We start from the raw sequence: 16,195 nt of genomic DNA on the forward strand, positions 1-16,195 counted from the left end.
TCGGTACCGATGTAGTTGTGGTTGAGCATCCTGGCCTCTTCCTGAGCCAGAACGACAACCCGCCGCGCGCGGTCGGTGAACCTCTCGAACATCTCGTCGCTCCTCACAGAGCGGTTGGGCAGAGTCCGGAACGTCCGGAACTGTCCTTCCGCATGCTAGCCCGCCCCGAGGAGGCCGCCCGGTGCACTCCCACCAGGAGACGTTCCCCAGCTATGCGCTGTTCAGTCTCATCCAACTACCGCATCGGTGCGTCATGTTCCCGCTACGCCCCAAGCGAACGAGGGGCTTTCCGCAGGTCCGTCAAGGCGCGGGCCGAGAGTGCCGAATGGGGGTGGAGTTTCCACCCGCGCGCCCTGTGTACCTCACGGCGGACTCGCCGAACCGCACAGGCGCTACGCCACAAGCGAACGACTCCGTCCCGCGAACGGGGGACGACTCACGGCGCCAACGGCGAACGGCCCGCCTCGCGAACGAAGACGGGCCGCGTGCGGTCCGGGCGGGATCAGTTGGCCGCCTCGTACTGCTCGATCACGTGGGCCGGGATGCGGCCGCGCTCATTGACCTTGATGCCGTTGTTCTTGGCCCAGGCGCGGATCTCGGCGCTGCGCTCACGGCTGGACGCGCCGCGCTGCCGGCGGCGGCGGTTGACCGTGCCCGCCTTACGGGACTTCTCAACGAACGGCTGCAGCGATTCCCGCAGCTTCGTCGCGTTGGCGCCACTGAGGTCGATCTCGTAGGAGGCGCCGTCGATCGAGAACGCTACGGTCTCGTCCGCCTCGCCACCGTCGAGGTCGTCGACGAGAAGCACTTGAACCTTCTGTGCCATGGGGACAGACCTTTCAGCTTGAGCAAACTCCAATCGAGTGACAAAGATATACCTAGAACTTCGCGGATGACAATTCCGCCATCCACCGGAACCGACACTCGCGCGAAGTCGCCTTGCCGCTCGTTACCGGCTGTAATCGGCCTCGTCGTTTCGGGTGCGCACGTCCCTCGGGTCACGGCTGGGTCCGGCCGGGCGTCCATGAATTTCCAAGCGGCGGCGGCGCGCCCGGGTTTTCAGGGGTGACCGGTGTCACGAGGTGGTGCGCTGACCTGCACCGCCGTCCGCGCATTGGTCCAGGTTTGCACGCGGCGGCGCGGCGATTAACCTCCCGTATCGCTACTAACCGCGTGCCCGCACTGGAATACGCGGCCGACCCGGGCACCTGATCAACCTCCGGACCGGCGGATGTGGACGAATAACGCCGGGGCGGCCCGCACCGAAATCTGTTGCCGCGGCCGGACCTCGAGAAGTCCGCGCCCTGCTCAGGACGCGGATGCGGCACACCGAGCACCATCGCCATGAAATCGGGAGATTTGGACACAATCCCACCGCCGACCCCAGTTCTTCGGCCCGGTGCCGCCGACCCGAGCGGAGCCGTCCTCCGGCCGCACCGCCGCCACCGGCATGCCGCACGAAAGGTCCGTTCCAAGGGCGAGAGCTCGCCATCCGGAGTAAGTCCACGGCCGCCGACAAGCGGCGTCGTTCCGGTCACCGCAACACCATCGGAGGGAACTGTCAAAGCGGAGGCGACGTCCGGGACGAGACACATCCCACCGGTTTCAGGACCGTAACCAGAACGAGCGGGCATATGCCGTCGACACCTCGGACGTCCGGAAACAGCGGCCATCTCGACCAAAGCATGTATGGCACATGCGAGTGGACCAGGGCATGCGTCCGGCCGCGCCCGTGAGTGCGCGGTATCGGACGGGTGTTATCGGACCCCGCACGCACTCCCGGTGCGGCGGAGAGGGCCTCAGAAGGCCGAGGATTCGGGCCGCGGGCGTTTTACCACGAGGGTGCCCGCGAGCCTGTCATGAACAGCCTGGCGGCGACTGCCCTCGAACAGGACCCCCGCGTTCACGACCCAGAAGACGCTCGCGAGCAGACCGAGTACCGGAATCGGACGCAGCCCGATCGGCACCGAATAGACGGCGGCCCGCAGAACGCAGCGCAGAACGTCCGGGCGCGTGGACGCGTCCACGACCTCAGCACCGTTGGGAGCGGCGGCCTCCGCGGGCTCGGGGGCCGCCACGGGCACGAAACCCGGCACGGACACGGGAAGGGCCGACACGTCACCGAGACCGGCGCTCCCGCCCGCTCCGCCGCTTCCCTCTGGCGACGCTTCAGGGGCCTCCTGAGCCGTCGCAGCGACCACCTCGATGCCCGCGACGCGCTTGCCGAGCGTCCGGCCCCAGAGGGCGAGCTGGACGGCCTCGTACAGCAGCATGCATCCGGCCACGGCGGACGGGGCGATGACGTCCGCCGTGTGCCCGGACACCAGTTCGCGGACGACGAGAACGACGGGGACTCCGACGACGAGCGTGTCGACGACGCGTGCCAGGAGCCTCTGCCCCGGCTCGGCGAGCGTTGCCGCCATCGTGGCCTTAGCCCGCGTACTCGGAGTACTCGGACTCGTCATATCCGACCCGCTCGTCGATGACGAGCGTGCCGGCGAAGCGGTCGTGCAGCGACTGGTGCAGAGGCTGATCCCAGATCGCCCACAGGTAGGCCATCAGCGCGCCCGCCCAGACCAGCACCATCCCGTACGCGGCGTAGTCCCACACCATCACCGCGAGGACGAGGAAGAAGAACACGCCGAGCTGGTAGCCGACGTGGGTGATCCCCGCACGCCAGACAGCCTGCGTCGTGGTGATCGGGGTGCCCGCGGGCCTCGCCTGAACGACCCCCAGGCCCAGAACACGCTTCCCCAGCGTCCGTCCCCACATGGACAACTGCACGGCCTCATAGATGAACGGCAGCACAGACAGGACACAGAAGAGGGTGAAGATGATGGGCCAGTTCCACACACCACCCTCGTCCTCCGTCTTGCTGCCCGGCTTGCCCAGACCGAACGCGCCGATCGTCACCGGCAGGACGAGTGCGAACCCGAAGACCGCGACGAGCGCGTTGTCGATGATTCGCGCGCCCGCCCTACGGTGAATGGGCGCCAGCGCCACGTCACCGCCGCCGTCGTAGGAACCGCCGCCGTCGTACGAGCCGTAGTCCTCGTAGCCGGGCTGCTGGTTCCACTGCTGCTGCTGCGTCTGCCACTGCTGCTGGGGCTGCTGTTCCCACTGCTGCTGCGAGGACGGCTGCTGTGGTTGCTGCCACTGAGAACCTTGGTACGGAGGGGGCGGGCCGTAGGAACCCTGCCCCTGCTGGGGCTGGTAAGGCCGCCCGCGGTGGGGGGAATCGCTCATTCGGGTCAGTCCTCCAGGCGAAGCAACATCCGGGTGTTGCCCAACGTATTCGGCTTGACCCGGTCGAGGTCCAAGAACTCTGCCACGCCTTCGTCGTAGGAGCGGAGAAGTTCCTCGTACACCTCTGGCGACACCGGAGTCCCCAGGATCTGCTGGAAGCCGTGGCGAGCGAAGAACTCCACCTCGAAGGTAAGGCAGAACACACGGCGGACGCCGAGTTCTCGCGCGTTCTCCAGGAGGCGGGTCACGATGCGGTGCCCGATTCCCCGTCCGCCGCATCCCTTGTCCACGGCGACCGAGCGGACCTCCGCGAGGTCCTCCCACATGACATGGAGCGCGCCGCAGCCGATGATCGGCCCGGGCGTCCCGTGCTGCACGTCCTCGGCGACCCAGAACTCCTGGACGTCCTCGTACAGCTTGACCGTCGTCTTCTTCAGCAGGCGACGCCCCGACCCGGCGTACAGGTCGACGAGCCTGCGGATCTCCTGGACGTCGGCGGTACGGGCACGCCGGATCACGACTTCCACAAACAGGCGAGATTATCGAACGCCGCAGCGCACCAGGGCACGCCCTCCCACCCTTCCGCGCCGGGCGGCGCGCGCTACTGACTAGATAAAAGGGGCCAGGTACTGCCAGGGGCCGACCGAGAGGGGGGCGACAACACCGCGCGCGGGACGCGTCCGCCCGGCGTTCTCCTCGTTCACCGCGCCGCGTGACCTGCGAATTCGCATGTTCTGGTTGGCATCCAATGCGGGGTCCGTTAGTGTCCTGCGCTGACGTCGGCCCACCGCAGGACGGGGGCCGATCCGCCGAGTCCCCCGGGTCGCAACCAGCTGCCCGAGGAGCCGGGGACCCACTTTCGGAGCGTTTCGGGAGATCTCCCTGAGCGACCGAATGCGAGGGGTGAATCCGCGACCGCGGGCGATCGGTTCGCTCACGGGCGCGGGCGGGCTGCTCCGGCCCCGACCCGTCAGCTGACCCGGTAGGCGGCTGAGGAGAGGAGTATTCGTGAAGCGATCGCGGCATGCTTCCCTTTCACGCTTCCGGGGGCGCGCGACCATCGTGGTCGGCGCGCTCGCCGTCGTTTCGGCCGCTCCGCACGCGATCGCCCCGCAGACGATCGCCGTCGCGCACGCCGACCCCGAGCCCTCCGCCAAGGAGCTGAGGACGAAGGCGCTCAAGCTCGCCGACCAGCTGGAGCAGCTCACCGAGCAGTACAACGGGCTCAAGGTCAGGCTCGCCCAGTCGCAGCGCGCCGCCAAGGTCGCCACGGAGAACGCCAAGCGGCAGGAGAAGACGCTGGAGACGCTCCGCCAGAAGGTCGGATCCCTCGCGGCGACGAGCTACATGCAGGGCGGCTCCGACCCCACGGTGTCGTTCGTCGCCTCCCAGGACCCCCAGTCCGTCCTCGACCAGGCCGCGACCCTCCACTACTTCGCCAAGCAGGACAGCACCCAGGTGCTCGGGCTGATGCAGGCCATGCAGTCCGCTCAGCGGGCCCGCAAGTCGGCCGAGGCCCGCGCCAAGCAGGTGAAGGAACTGAAGACGCAGCTCGACTCGCAGCGCACGAAGATCACCGACGCCTACGAGAAGATCCGCGGCAAGCTCGTCGACAAGGACCCGACCCAGCTCGCCAAGCTCCCCGTCATCGGCACCGGCAAGGCGGCGCAGGCGCTCCGCTACGCGATGAGCAAGATCGGCCGCCCTTACGTGTGGGGCGCCGCCGGTCCGACCACCTTCGACTGCTCCGGCCTCACGATGTGGGCCTACAAGCAGGTCGGCATCAACCTGCCGCACTACACCGGCAGCCAGTGGAACGCCGGAACGCACGTGTCGCGCAGCGAGCTCCAGCCGGGCGACCTCGTCTTCTTCTACGCCGACCTGCACCACATGGGGATCTACGTCGGCGGCGGCAAGATGCTGCACGCCCCGCACACCGGCGACGTCGTGAAGATCGCCTCCATGGACGGGCGCCCCTTCGCCGGCGGCGTCCGCGTCGCCTAGAACTCCGCCGTCGCACGACCGGCCAGGCCGGTCAACGCATGGCGTGCCGGCCGACCGCGGTGTCGAGTGACGCATCGCCACGGCATAGGCCGGTCAGTCTGGTCGTGAGGGATGAAGCCTGCCGGAGATCGGGGCGGGTCAGGTGGCCTGTCAGGCCCGAACGCCGTCCGCGGCGACGCCTCCTGCAGGGACCTACCTGCCAGGGCGCGGGCGCCGCCGCTGCGGGGGTGGACGGAATTCGGATCAACCGCCGTTTCTCCGGGTGACGCTCGCCGTCCCCTGGCGAGCGTCGGGGGTGCCTCGCTAGATGAGCTGCCTCCGGGCCGCCCACACCACGGCCTCGATAGGGGTGTTGACCTCCAGCCGGTCGCAGATCGTCCGCAGCCGGCGCCGCAAGGTCCGAGCGCTCAGTTCCAGCTTGCGTGCCGCCACATCGGCGGTGACACCGCTGGCGATCTGGGCGAGCAGCCGGATCTCTTCCTCGCTCAGCCCGAAATCGTCGGTGCCACGACGTGCGAGTGTGGCTGTTTCCACTCCGTCCTCCCTCGTCCGTGGTGATGACCGCGGGGATGCAGCCGTCCGCTGCACAGGCACGGGTTGGGCCTCGATCTGTACGCGCGTTGGGTTGCCGGGTCCGGACCCTTCCGGACTTAGATCATCGGGTTCCTTTTCTGTCTCGCGCGCTTGGCCGGAGGTGGCCGCATGGCCGATTGCGGGGGTGTACGGGGGAACTCCGGGTGACGATTCACTCGTTGGCCTGCCGAGAAAGACGGGATGTGATCGCCAGCCATCCGCCCGTCCCCTCTCGCCGAACCCACCGGTCCTCGCGGTGAACGAAGATCGTGAATCGTTTCAAGCTACGCTTCGGCTCGGAACGCTAGGCGGCCGGATCCGGCCCGTCAAGCGCCGGTCAAGAGCGTTGTGTGCCCGATCGCTCACCATGTGTGACCGTGCATTCGGCGCCCCGCCATGCCAAACTCCACTACCTGGGAAAACGCCCATGGAGCGGGACGAGGAGCGAGTTGCCACAGACCAGTATTCGTGAGGTCGCGAGGCGTGCTGGAGTCTCAGTTGGGACCGTTTCGAATGTCCTAAACCGGCCAGATCTCGTGGCCGAAGCTACCCGTGACCGCGTCCGCGCCGCGATCGAGGAGCTCGGATTCGTCCGCAACGAGTCCGCGCGCCGGCTCCGCACGGGCCCCGAGCGGACCGCGGGCGAGTTCGGCGACCAGCCGCGCCGGGCGTTCGGCGTCCTCGTCGAGGACCTCACCAACCCCTACGCGACCGACGTCGCCCGGGGCGCCGAGGCGGCGCTCAACGCGGCGGGCCACGACGCCCTGTGGCTGTCCAGCGACCACTCCCCCCGCAAGGAGCGCCGCCTGCTGGAACTGCTCGCCGACCAGCGGGCCGCCGGGGCCCTGGTCATCCCGGTCGGGATCGGCCCCCGCGACATCTCCCGGCTGCGCGCCGCGGGCATGAGCGTGGTGCTGATCGACCGGGACGCCTCCGACGTGTGCTCCGCCCGGGTCGACCACGTGGCGGGCGGCGAGGCCGCCGCCGCGTACCTCCTCGGCATCGGACGCGATCGCATCGCGTTCGTGACCGGGATCCCCGAGCCGCAGCCCTGCGTGGAGCGCCGGGACGGGGCCGCCCGCACGATCGTCGAGGCGGGCCTCGGCAAGCCCCCGGTCCTGGTCAAGGACGCCCTGAGCCCCACGGAGGGGCAGGCCGCGGCGCACCAGATCATGGCCATGTCCCCCGTGCCCGACGGCGTCTTCTGCGCCAACGACCTGCTCGCGATCGGCCTGATCAACGAGCTGACCCGGCTCGGCGTCCGCGTCCCCGAGGACATCGCCGTGATCGGTTACGACGACATCGAGCTCGCGGCGAGCGCCGCCGTGCCGCTCACCACCGTCCGCCAGCCGCGCCGCGAGCTCGGCTGGGAGGCCGCCGAGCTGGCGATGGCCGAGATCAGCGAAGGCAAGTCCCACCAGCACCGCCAGGTCGTCCAGCGGCCCGACCTGGTGATCCGAGAAAGCGCTTAGCGTCCCGCGGCCGGCGCTGTTGACATCACGTCCAGGATTCGGGTCCGCTGGAGGCATGGAGGACAGGACGGGTCAGGCGGGGCAGGCCGGGGCGACCGCGATACTCGGCTTCGATCCGGGCGACCCGGCGTTCCGCGCCGATCCCTACGCCCATTACCGGACGCTCCGAGCCGCCGGTCAGCCCCTGCACCGGACGGACGTCGGTCTGCGCGTCACCGCGTCCCACGAACTGTGCGAGCGGGTCCTGCGCGATCCGCGGTTCGGGCACCGTCCGTCGGGCGGCCGCATGTGGCGCGACATGCCGGCGCGGCACCGGTCGTTCCTGACCATGGATCCGCCCGACCACACGCGGCTGCGCCGGCTCGTCAGCAAGGCGTTCACGCCCCGCCTCGTGGAGCGGCTGCGGCCCCGGGTCGAGGAGCTCGTCGACGCGCTGCTGCGGCCGCTCTCCGGCGAGGTCGACCTGATCGCGACGCTGGCCTACCCGCTGCCCGTCATCGTGATCAGCGAGATGCTCGGCGTCCCCGCCGAGGACCGCGACCTGTTCAAGGGCTGGTCGGACAGCCTCGCGCGCGGCCTGGACCCGGACTTCCTGCTGCCGGAGGCCGAGATCGCCCAGCGGGACGCCGCGCGCGACGAGTTCGCGGAGTACTTCCGGGTGCTGGCCGCCAAGCGGCGGGCCGAGCCGCGCGACGACCTCCTGAGCGCCCTCGTGGGGGTTTCCGACGGCGGAGACGTCCTGTCGGAGCAGGAGCTGCTGGCGACCTGCATCCTGCTGCTCGTCGCGGGCCACGAGACGACCGTGAACCTCATCGGGAACGGCGCGCTGGCGCTGCTCCGCGATCCCGCGCAGTTGCGGGTGTTTCGGGAGCGGCCGGACAACGCGCGGGCGGCGGTGGAGGAGCTGCTGCGCTTCGACCCGCCGGTGCAGCTGACCCTGCGGTCCGCGCTGGAGGACGTCGACCTGGACGGCACCCTCGTCGAGCGCGGGAAGCTCGTCCTGCTGCTGACGGGAGCCGCCAACCGGGACCCGGCGGTCTTCGACGACCCCGACCGACTGGACCTGCTCCGCTACGCCGACGGACGCGACACGCCGAAGCACCTGTCGTTCGGCCACGGCGCGCACTTCTGCCTCGGGGCGCCGCTGGCCCGGCTGGAGGGCCGCGTCGCGCTCGGCAAGCTGTTCGAGCGCGACGTGGCCCTCGCCGCCGGCGACCTCGTCTACCGCGACAACCTCGTGCTGCGGGGGCTGCGCGACCTTCCGGTCGTCATTCGGGCTTGACCAGCGGGAACAGGATCGTGTCGCGGATCCCCTTGCCGGTGAACGCCATGATCATGCGGTCGATGCCGGCGCCCATCCCGCCGGTGGGGGGCATCGCGTACTCCAGGGCGCGCAGGAAGTCCTCGTCCAGTTGCATGGCCTCGGGGTCGCCTCCCGCGGCGAGCAGCGACTGCTCGGTGAGGCGGCGGCGCTGCTCGATCGGGTCGACCAGCTCGGAGTAGGCGGTGCCGAGCTCCGTGCCGAACCCGATGAGGTCCCACTTCTCGGTGAGCAGCGGCTCCTCGCGGTGCTGGCGGGTCAGCGGGGACGTCTCGACCGGGTAGTCCATGACGAACGTGGGCTGGACGAGGGTGTGCTCGACCAGCTCCTCGAAGAGCTCCTGGACGAGCTTGCCCTGCCCCCACTTGGGATCCCAGGAGATCTCGCGGGCGTCCGCGAGCTTGCGCACCGACTCGATCGGCGTGTGCGGCGTGATCTCCTCGCCGAGCGCCTTCGACACCGCCCCGTACAGGGTGATCCGCGGCCACTCCGCGAGACCGAGGTCGATCTCGACGCCGTCATGGACGACCACGGTGGTGTCGAGGGCGGCGACGACCGCCTTCTGGTACATCCGCTGGGTCAGGTCGGCCATGTCGTTGTAGTCGAGGTAGGTCCCGTAGGCCTCGATCATCGTGAACTCGGGGTTGTGCGTGGAGTCCGCGCCCTCGTTGCGGAAGTTGCGGTTGATCTCGAAGACCTTCTCGATCCCGCCGACGACGAGCCGCTTGAGGTACAGCTCGATCGCGATGCGCAGGTAGAGATCCATGTCGTAGGCGTTGATGTGCGTCTTGAACGGGCGCGCCGCGGCCCCGCCGTGGATCGGCTGGAGCATGGGCGTCTCGACCTCGAGGTAGCCCTCCTCGTGCCAGAAGTCGCGGACCGCGCGGACGGTCGCGCTGCGCAGCCGCGCCATCCGCCGCGCCTCGTCGTTGACGATCAGGTCGACGTAGCGCTGCCGGACCCGCGCCTCCGGGTCGGTCAGGCCGGCGTGCTTCTCCGGCAGCGGCCGCAGGCACTTGGAGGTGATCGCGAACCGGTCCGCCATGATGGACAGCTCGCCGCGGCGGGAGGTGATGATCTCGCCCTCGACGCCGACGTGGTCGCCGAGGTCGACCTCGCGCTTCCAGAAGTCGAGCTGCTCCTGCCCGACCTTGGCCAGCGACAGCATGACCTGGAGGTCGCCGCCGGCGTCGCTGATGGTGGCGAAGCACAGCTTCCCGGTGTTGCGGATCAGCATGACGCGACCGGTGACGCCCGCCTTCTCGCCCGTCTCGGTGCCCGGCTCCAGGCCGGTGTGTTTCGCGCGGATCTCGGCGGTCGTCGCCGTCCGCGGGAAGGTCACCGGGTAGGGGTCGATCCCGCTCTCGCGGAGCCGGTCGAGCTTCTCCCGGCGCACGCGCATCTGCTCCGGGAGCTCGTCGAAGGTCTCGTCACTCACATCGCAAGGCTATCCAGCCCGTCCGGTGCGGGCGAACGAGTTCGCGCCGGACGTCAGGGAGTGTTCCGCTCGTAGATCAGCCGGAGGCCGATGAGGGTGAGCCACGGCTCGAACTCGTCGATGCTGCGGGACTCCTCCAGGACGAGCGGGGCGAGGCCGCCGGTGGCGATGACCGTGACCTCTTCCGGGTCCTCGGCGAGCTCCTCCGACATGCGCTCGACGATGCCGTCCACCTGGCCGGCGAAGCCGAAGATGATCCCGGACTGCAGCGCCTCGACGGTGTTCTTGGCGATCACGTTGCGCGGCCGGACCAGCTCGATCTTGTGGAGCTGCGCGCCGCGGGAGGACAGCGCGTCGATCGAGATCTCGATGCCGGGGGCGATCGCGCCGCCCACGTACTCGCCCTTGGCGGACACCGCGTCGAAGGTGGTGGCGGTTCCGAAGTCGACCACGATCGCCGGCCCGCCGTGGGTGTGGACGGCGGCGAGCGCGTTGACGATGCGGTCGGCGCCGACCTCCTTCGGGTTGTCCATCCGGACGGGGACGCCGGTCTTGACGCCCGGCTCCACGATGACCGCGGACACGTCGCCGTAGTAGCGGCGGCACATCTCCCGCATCTCGTGCAGGACGGAGGGCACCGTGGAGCACAGCGCGATGCCGCTGATGTCGGTGTCGGCCAGCAGCGGGCTCTGCTGGACGAGTCCCTGCAGGACCACCGCGATCTCGTCGGCCGTGCGCCGCGGATCGGTGTTGATCCTCCAGTGCTCGATCACCTCGTCGCCTTCGAAGAGACCGAGAACGGTCTGGGTGTTACCGACGTCGATGGTCAGCAGCATCAGGTCCCCGCTGTTCAGGTGAAGTCAAGGCCGATGTCGAACACGCGCGCCGAGTGCGTCAGCGCGCCGACGGCAAGGTAGTCCACCCCGGTCACGGCGACGTCTCGGGCCCGCTCCAGGGTAAGGCCACCACTGGCCTCGAGCTCCGCCCGCCCTGTCACGAGCCGGACCGCGTCGGTCATCTCGGCGTCGGTCATGTTATCGAGCAGGATGCTCGTGGCTCCCACCTCCAGGGCCTCTTCGACCTGCGCGAGGGTGTCGCACTCCACCTGGACGTGGAGGGACGGGTACACGGCGCGGATCGCCTCGTACGCCTTGGTGACGCCGCCGGCCGCCGCGATGTGGTTGTCCTTGATGAGCGCGGCGTCGTGCAGGCCCATCCGGTGGTTGACGCCGCCTCCGCAGTGCACCGCGTACTTCTGCAGGGCCCGCAGGCCGGGAAGGGTCTTGCGGGTGTCGCGGACCTTCGCCTTGGTGCCCTCCATGGCGTCCATCCACCGGCGGGTGGCGGTCGCGATTCCGGACAGATGCGTGAGGAGGTTCAGAGCCGTCCTCTCCGCCCTGAGGATCGCCCGGGTCGCGCCGCTGACCGCGATGAGGACCTGCCCGGGCACGACGCGGTCGCCGTCCTCGACCTCCGCCTCGTAGGCGACGTCCAGGAGCTCGAAGACGACGCACGCCACCGGGACGCCCGCGACGACGCCCTCCTCGCGCGCCCTCAGCTCCCCGCTCGCGGTGTCCTGCGGCGCGAAGATCGGGGTGCTGGTGACGTCGACCTCGCCGTCCTCGGCCAGCGCCGTCCGGACGAGGTTTTCCACAGCCTGTGGATCCAGCCCGGCGGCGGTCAGCCTCTGCGAGAGTTCCGGTGTCATGAGCGCTTCCCTTCCAGAGATTCGTAGGTGGTCGTCAGGACGTTCCCCGCCAGCCGGGTGACGAGGTGGCCGCGCCACGTCCCGTCCGCGCGCTCGGGGAAGTCCTCCCGCCAGTGGCTCCCGCGCGTCTCCTCCCGCCGCCGCGCGGCCGCCACGATCGCGCACGCGACGGTGTACAGGTTGGTGGCCTCCCAGGCCTCCACCCCGGGCTCCGCGGTCCCGCGCCCGAGCCCCTCCAGTTCGCGCACCGCGGCCTCCAGCCCGTCGGCCCGCCGCAGGACCCCCGCGTAGGAGGTCATGATCCGCTGGATCTCCCCCCGCAACGCCGGCTCCAGCAACCCGCCCGACTCGCCACCCGTGGCTCCGTACACGTCCTGCACGGCTCCCGTCGGGCCCTGCCCAGGCACCGGACCGGCCTGCCCGGTCGCCGAGACGGCGCCCTCATGCCTCGCCGAGACGGCCTGCTCGGGGGCTGGCGCGGCCTGACCCCAAGCGGGAGCAGCCTGCGCGGGCACCGGAACAGCTTGTGCCGGCGCTGAGACAGCCTGCACAGGGGTTGGCTCGGCCTGCTCGGGGGCTGGCGCGGCCTGCTCCAGGGGTGGCGGGGTGGTGGGTGTGTGGTTCGAAAGGAGGTCAGGGGCTGGTGCGGCGGGGGGCGGGTGGGAGGCGGGGAGGTCGTCCGAGAGGGCTTCGGCGATTCTGGCGGCGAAGACCAGGCCTTCCAGGAGGGAGTTGGAGGCGAGGCGGTTCGCACCGTGGACGCCCGTGCAGGCGACCTCGCCGCAGGCGTACAGGCCGGGGACGGACGTGCGACCGTGCAGGTCCGTGCGCACGCCGCCGCTGGCGTGGTGGGCGGCGGGCACGATCGGGATGGGCTCGGTCACCGGGTCGATGCCGTGGTGGCGGCACGCGGCCAGGATGGTCGGGAACCGGGTCTCCCACATCGCCGCGCCGAAATGGCGGCCGTCGAGCAGCATGTGGGACGCGCCCGTCTCGCGCATCCGGGTCATGATCCCCTTGGTGACGACGTCGCGGGGGGCCAGCTCGGCGAGCTCGTGGCGTCCGGTCATGAAGCGCACGCCGGCGTGGTCGACCAGGTGCGCGCCCTCGCCGCGGACGGCCTCGGAGATCAGCGGCTGCTGTCCGGTCGCGCCCTCGCCGAGCCACAGCACGGTCGGGTGGAACTGGACGAACTCCAGGTCGGTGACCTCGGCCCCGGCGCGCAGCGCGAGCGCGACGCCGTCGCCCGTGGAGACCTCGGGATTGGTGGTGGCGGTGAACACCTGGCCGAGCCCGCCGGTGGCGAGCACGACGGCGCGGGCGCGGACGGCGCCGACGCCGCCGGGCTGCCCCTCGCCCATGACGTGCAGGGTGACGCCCGCGGCGCGTCCCGCGGCGTCCTTCAGCAGGTCCAGGACCAGGGCGTGCTCGATCACCTCGACGCCCGAGTCCTTGAGCTCGGCGAGCAGGGCGCGGCTGATCTCGGCGCCGGTGGCGTCCCCGCCCGCGTGCGCGATGCGGCGCCGGTGGTGACCGCCCTCGCGGGTGAGCGCGATGTCGCCGCCGGAGCGGTCGAAGGCCGTGCCGAGGTCGATCAGGCTGCGGACCGCGTCCGGCCCCTCGGTGACGAGGGCCCGGACGGCGTCCTCGTCGCAGACGCCGACACCCGCGGTGAGGGTGTCGGCCAGGTGCTCCTCGGGGGTGTCGTCGGGCGCGAGCGCGGCGGCGATGCCGCCCTGCGCCCACCGGGTCGACCCGGCGTCCAGGAGGGCCTTGGTGACGAGCAGCACCCGGCCGTGGGGGCGGCAGCGCAGCGCGGCGACCAGGCCGGCGATGCCGGACCCGATGACGACGACGTCGGCGTCGGCGGTCCAGCCGGGCGCGGGGGCGTGCAGAACGGAAGGGATCACGAGCCCTCCTCCGGGGTCGGTTCTCGTCATTATGACCCTAACCCCGGAGCGGCCGAACCCCCGGCCCCCGCCGAAGGTCAGTTTCGGATCAGGTCGCCCCGGGTCGTGCTGGTGCCGGGCACCGGCTCGGCCGGGTCCGAGCCCAGCGAAATGATCTTGTTGGAGCGGTCGACGTGCACGACGGCGGGGACGAACTCGCGGGCCTCGGCGTCGGTCATCTGCGCGTAGCTGATGATGATGACCAGGTCGCCGGGCTGCACGAGGCGGGCGGCGGCGCCGTTGATCCCGATGACGCCGGAGCCGCGCTCGCCTGCGATCAGGTAGGTCTCCAGGCGGGCGCCGTTGTCGATGTCGACGATCGAGACCTGCTCGCCGGGCAGCAGGTCGGCGGCGTCCATCAGGTCCTGGTCGATGGTCAGCGAGCCGACGTAATGCAGGTCCGCCTGGGTCACCGTGGCGCGGTGGATCTTCGACTTGAACATCGTCCGGAACATCAGTGCTCCTTGCCGAGCTGGAGGGGAACGTTGTCGATCAGGTGGGTGGTGCCGACGCGGCCCGCGACGGCGAGGACGGCCCGGCCGGAGTGCGGTCCGGTGATCTCGGTGAAGGTCGACGGGTCGACAAGTACCAGGTAGTCCAGGGCGAGGGGCGGGTCGGCGGCCTCGGCCTCGGAGAGGACGGCGCGCGCGGCCGCCAGGACGGCGTCCGGGCCGGAGGCGGCGGCGTCGGCCCCGGACCGCAGGGCGCGCGAGAGGGCGAGCGCGGTCCGGCGTTCGGGGGCGGACAGGTAGCGGTTGCGGCTCGACAGCGCCAGCCCGTCCGGCTCGCGGACGGTCGGCGCGCCGATCACCTCCACGGGGACGTTCAGGTCGGCGACCATCCGCCGGATCATCGCGAGCTGCTGCGCGTCCTTCTCCCCGAAGACCGCCACGTCGGGGCGGACGAGGTTGAGCAGCTTCAGCACGACGGTGAGCATCCCGTCGAAGTGGCCGGGACGCGCGGCCCCCTCGACGACCTCGCCCATGGGCCCCGACTTGATCGTGACCTGCGGCTCCTCCGGGTACATGACCTCGCGCGCCGGCGCGAACACGAAGTCCACGCCCTCGGCGGCACATGCCTCCAGGTCGGCGGCGAACGTGCGGGGGTAGCGGTCGAAGTCCTCGCCCGGCCCGAACTGGAGCGGGTTGACGAAGACGCTGACCGCGACCGCGTCCGCCCTGCGGCGGGCCTCCCGCATCAGCGACAGGTGCCCCTCGTGCAGGGCGCCCATGGTCGGGACGAGCGCCAGCGTCCCCCCGGTCTTCGACCGGGCCTGCGCCAGTTCCTCGCGCGTGCGCGCGACGATCGGTGTCACGACGCGTCCGTCCCCTCACGCGACGGCGGGCGCCGGCCGGGGCCGCGCTCGCCGGAAACGCCAGAAACCAATGCCGTTCCCTTCCTGTCCGGTCGGCCGGTGCCTTCGGCCGGGCCCTGTCTGTCGGTCGGAGGTGTCTGCTGGTCGGAGAGCTGTTCGTCGGTCGGAGCCGTCTGCGGTCGGGGCCCTCAGTCGGCCAGCGCTTCGAGGAGCCGTTCGGCGTCCTCGGGTTTGAGCAGTCCGGCGCTGAGCGCGCGGTCAGCGGTGAGGCGGGCCAGCGCGATGTAGGCGCGGCGGCTCTCCGCCGACACCCTGCCGAGCTCCTCGACGTGGCCCGCCACCGTTCCGGCGTCCCCGCGCGCGACGGGCCCGGTGAGCCCGTCGATGCCGAGCCGCAGCCCGTTGTCGAGGGCGGCGCCGAGGAGCGGACCGAGCATCCGGCCGGGCTCGGCCACGCCCGCGGCGCGCAGCAGGTCCATGGCCTCCACGACCAGCGTGACCAGGTGGTTCGCGCCTCCGGCGAGCGCCGCGTGGTAGAGCGGGCGCGCCTCCTCGGTGATCCAGACGGGTTCGCCGCCCATCTCCAGGACGAGGGCCTCGGCGACCGGGCGCAGCGGCTCCGGCGAGGTGACGCCGAACGAGATGCCGGTGAGCCGGTTCACGTCGTCCGGGCGCCCGGTGAAGGTCATCACGGGGTGCAGGGCCAGCGGCAGCGCGCCCGCGCGGGTGAGCGGGTCCAGGACGGCGGTGCCGTAGCGGCCGCTGGTGTGCAGGACGAGCTTGCCGGTGACCGGGACGCCCGCGGACACGAGCCCGGTCGCGAGCTCGGGAAGCTCGTCGTCCGGGACGGTCAGCAGCACGAGGTCGGCGGCGGCGACCACGTCCTGCGGGGTGGCGACGTCGGCTCCGGGGAGGCGTTCCTCGACGCGGGCCCGCGACCGTTCCGAGACGGCGGCCGCGGCGACGACGCGGTGGCCCGCGCGGGCCAGCGCGGCGCCGAGCGCCGTGCCGACGCGGCCGGCGCCGACGACGCCGACCGCGAGGCGCGCGGGGCGGTCCTCCGGGGTCTCCATCTCGCTCTTCCGGGGGGTGTGGGGGGTCGCCCCCCCACCAGAGACAGCGCTCTTCCGGGCGGTGTGGGGGGTTGCTCCCGCACCGGGGCCCGTCCC

At 70.9% G+C, this 16,195-nt stretch carries 15 protein-coding genes and 1 riboswitch; of the genes, 3 read left to right on the forward strand and 12 right to left on the reverse strand.

Going from position 1 to position 16,195, the window contains the following annotated elements; translation table 11 throughout:
- Positions 1 to 502: 502 nt before the first annotated feature.
- The 4 genes from ABWI04_RS10770 to ABWI04_RS10785 form a co-directional block, all read right to left on the reverse strand.
- The gene (locus ABWI04_RS10770; protein ID WP_089316904.1) at positions 503 to 826 is read right to left on the reverse strand and encodes a histone-like nucleoid-structuring protein Lsr2; all 324 of its coding nucleotides are present in this window, start codon (positions 824 to 826) and stop codon (positions 503 to 505) included.
- A 973-nt stretch (positions 827 to 1,799) separates the two neighbouring features.
- The gene (locus tag ABWI04_RS10775) at positions 1,800 to 2,423 is read right to left on the reverse strand and encodes an RDD family protein (RefSeq protein ID WP_345179791.1); all 624 of its coding nucleotides are present in this window, start codon (positions 2,421 to 2,423) and stop codon (positions 1,800 to 1,802) included.
- 7 nt (positions 2,424 to 2,430) lie between these two features.
- Positions 2,431 to 3,246 carry an RDD family protein gene (locus ABWI04_RS10780; RefSeq protein ID WP_353832269.1) on the reverse strand — a complete coding sequence of 272 codons (816 nt, stop codon included), beginning with the start codon at positions 3,244 to 3,246 and terminating at the stop codon, positions 2,431 to 2,433.
- 5 nt (positions 3,247 to 3,251) lie between these two features.
- Positions 3,252 to 3,773 (reverse strand): amino-acid N-acetyltransferase, encoded by a 522-nt coding sequence (locus ABWI04_RS10785; RefSeq protein WP_378189577.1) that lies wholly within the window; start codon positions 3,771 to 3,773, stop codon positions 3,252 to 3,254.
- Between the two features lie 270 nt (positions 3,774 to 4,043).
- A riboswitch (cyclic di-AMP (ydaO/yuaA leader) is annotated at positions 4,044 to 4,251 on the forward strand.
- Positions 4,252 to 4,254: 3 nt separating this feature from the next.
- On the opposite strand from ABWI04_RS10785, the gene ABWI04_RS10790 reads away from it, so the two are divergent.
- Positions 4,255 to 5,250 (forward strand): C40 family peptidase, encoded by a 996-nt coding sequence (locus ABWI04_RS10790; RefSeq protein ID WP_345179787.1) that lies wholly within the window; start codon positions 4,255 to 4,257, stop codon positions 5,248 to 5,250.
- Positions 5,251 to 5,553: 303 nt separating this feature from the next.
- Here ABWI04_RS10790 and ABWI04_RS10795 read toward each other — a convergent pair whose 3' ends face one another.
- Positions 5,554 to 5,784, reverse strand: coding sequence for a transcriptional regulator (locus ABWI04_RS10795; RefSeq protein WP_021591725.1), 231 nt, complete (start codon positions 5,782 to 5,784; stop codon positions 5,554 to 5,556).
- Positions 5,785 to 6,200: 416 nt separating this feature from the next.
- On the opposite strand from ABWI04_RS10795, the gene ABWI04_RS10800 reads away from it, so the two are divergent.
- Positions 6,201 to 7,295, forward strand: a complete 1,095-nt coding sequence (locus ABWI04_RS10800; RefSeq protein WP_353832270.1) for a LacI family DNA-binding transcriptional regulator — start codon at positions 6,201 to 6,203, stop codon at positions 7,293 to 7,295.
- Between the two features lie 55 nt (positions 7,296 to 7,350).
- Positions 7,351 to 8,577 carry a cytochrome P450 gene (locus ABWI04_RS10805; protein ID WP_353832271.1) on the forward strand — a complete coding sequence of 409 codons (1,227 nt, stop codon included), beginning with the start codon at positions 7,351 to 7,353 and terminating at the stop codon, positions 8,575 to 8,577.
- On the opposite strand, the gene lysX is transcribed toward ABWI04_RS10805, so the two are convergent.
- From lysX to ABWI04_RS10840, 7 genes are all read right to left on the reverse strand, one after another.
- Positions 8,564 to 10,018: a bifunctional lysylphosphatidylglycerol synthetase/lysine--tRNA ligase LysX gene (gene lysX, locus ABWI04_RS10810; RefSeq protein WP_353832304.1), complete on the reverse strand. Its 1,455-nt coding sequence runs from the start codon at positions 10,016 to 10,018 to the stop codon at positions 8,564 to 8,566. The genes ABWI04_RS10805 and lysX overlap by 14 nt on opposite strands.
- An 89-nt stretch (positions 10,019 to 10,107) precedes the next feature.
- Complete coding sequence (locus ABWI04_RS10815; protein ID WP_345179783.1) at positions 10,108 to 10,890, reverse strand: type III pantothenate kinase; 783 nt, start codon at positions 10,888 to 10,890, stop codon at positions 10,108 to 10,110.
- 14 nt (positions 10,891 to 10,904) lie between these two features.
- On the reverse strand, positions 10,905 to 11,762 hold the full coding sequence (gene nadC, locus ABWI04_RS10820) for a carboxylating nicotinate-nucleotide diphosphorylase (RefSeq protein ID WP_353832272.1): 858 nt from the start codon (positions 11,760 to 11,762) through the stop codon (positions 10,905 to 10,907).
- A complete protein-coding gene (locus ABWI04_RS10825) occupies positions 11,759 to 13,672 on the reverse strand; it encodes an L-aspartate oxidase (protein WP_353832273.1) in 1,914 nt (637 codons plus the stop codon). Before ABWI04_RS10825 ends, nadC begins: the two co-directional genes overlap by 4 nt.
- A 77-nt stretch (positions 13,673 to 13,749) precedes the next feature.
- Positions 13,750 to 14,166 (reverse strand): aspartate 1-decarboxylase, encoded by a 417-nt coding sequence (gene panD, locus ABWI04_RS10830; RefSeq protein WP_089316894.1) that lies wholly within the window; start codon positions 14,164 to 14,166, stop codon positions 13,750 to 13,752.
- Positions 14,166 to 15,026, reverse strand: a complete 861-nt coding sequence (gene panC / locus ABWI04_RS10835) for a pantoate--beta-alanine ligase (RefSeq protein WP_353832274.1) — start codon at positions 15,024 to 15,026, stop codon at positions 14,166 to 14,168. Before panC ends, panD begins: the two co-directional genes overlap by 1 nt.
- A gap of 188 nt (positions 15,027 to 15,214) precedes the next feature.
- Entirely contained in the window at positions 15,215 to 16,099 is an 885-nt protein-coding gene (locus tag ABWI04_RS10840) for a Rossmann-like and DUF2520 domain-containing protein (RefSeq protein WP_345179776.1), read from the reverse strand.
- Between the last annotated feature and the right edge of the window lie 96 nt (positions 16,100 to 16,195).

The sequence above is a fragment of the Actinomadura sp. NPDC000929 genome (assembly GCF_040492065.1).
In the GTDB taxonomy this organism is placed as follows: Bacteria; Actinomycetota; Actinomycetes; order Streptosporangiales; family Streptosporangiaceae; genus Spirillospora; species Spirillospora verrucosospora.

Bases quoted from the DNA above. Each gene is read 5' to 3' on its own strand.
- lysX (WP_353832304.1), bottom strand. From the start codon at position 10,018: ATGCGCGTGCGCCGGGAGAAGCTCGACCGGCTCCGCGAGAGCGGGATC.
- ABWI04_RS10780 (WP_353832269.1), bottom strand. From the start codon at position 3,246: ATGAGCGATTCCCCCCACCGCGGGCGGCCTTACCAGCCCCAGCAGGGG.
- ABWI04_RS10815 (WP_345179783.1), bottom strand. From the start codon at position 10,890: ATGCTGCTGACCATCGACGTCGGTAACACCCAGACCGTTCTCGGTCTC.
- ABWI04_RS10840 (WP_345179776.1), bottom strand. From the start codon at position 16,099: ATGGAGACCCCGGAGGACCGCCCCGCGCGCCTCGCGGTCGGCGTCGTC.
- ABWI04_RS10770 (WP_089316904.1), bottom strand. From the start codon at position 826: ATGGCACAGAAGGTTCAAGTGCTTCTCGTCGACGACCTCGACGGTGGC.
- panD (WP_089316894.1), bottom strand. From the start codon at position 14,166: ATGTTCCGGACGATGTTCAAGTCGAAGATCCACCGCGCCACGGTGACC.
- nadC (WP_353832272.1), bottom strand. From the start codon at position 11,762: ATGACACCGGAACTCTCGCAGAGGCTGACCGCCGCCGGGCTGGATCCA.
- ABWI04_RS10805 (WP_353832271.1), top strand. From the start codon at position 7,351: ATGGAGGACAGGACGGGTCAGGCGGGGCAGGCCGGGGCGACCGCGATA.
- ABWI04_RS10775 (WP_345179791.1), bottom strand. From the start codon at position 2,423: ATGGCGGCAACGCTCGCCGAGCCGGGGCAGAGGCTCCTGGCACGCGTC.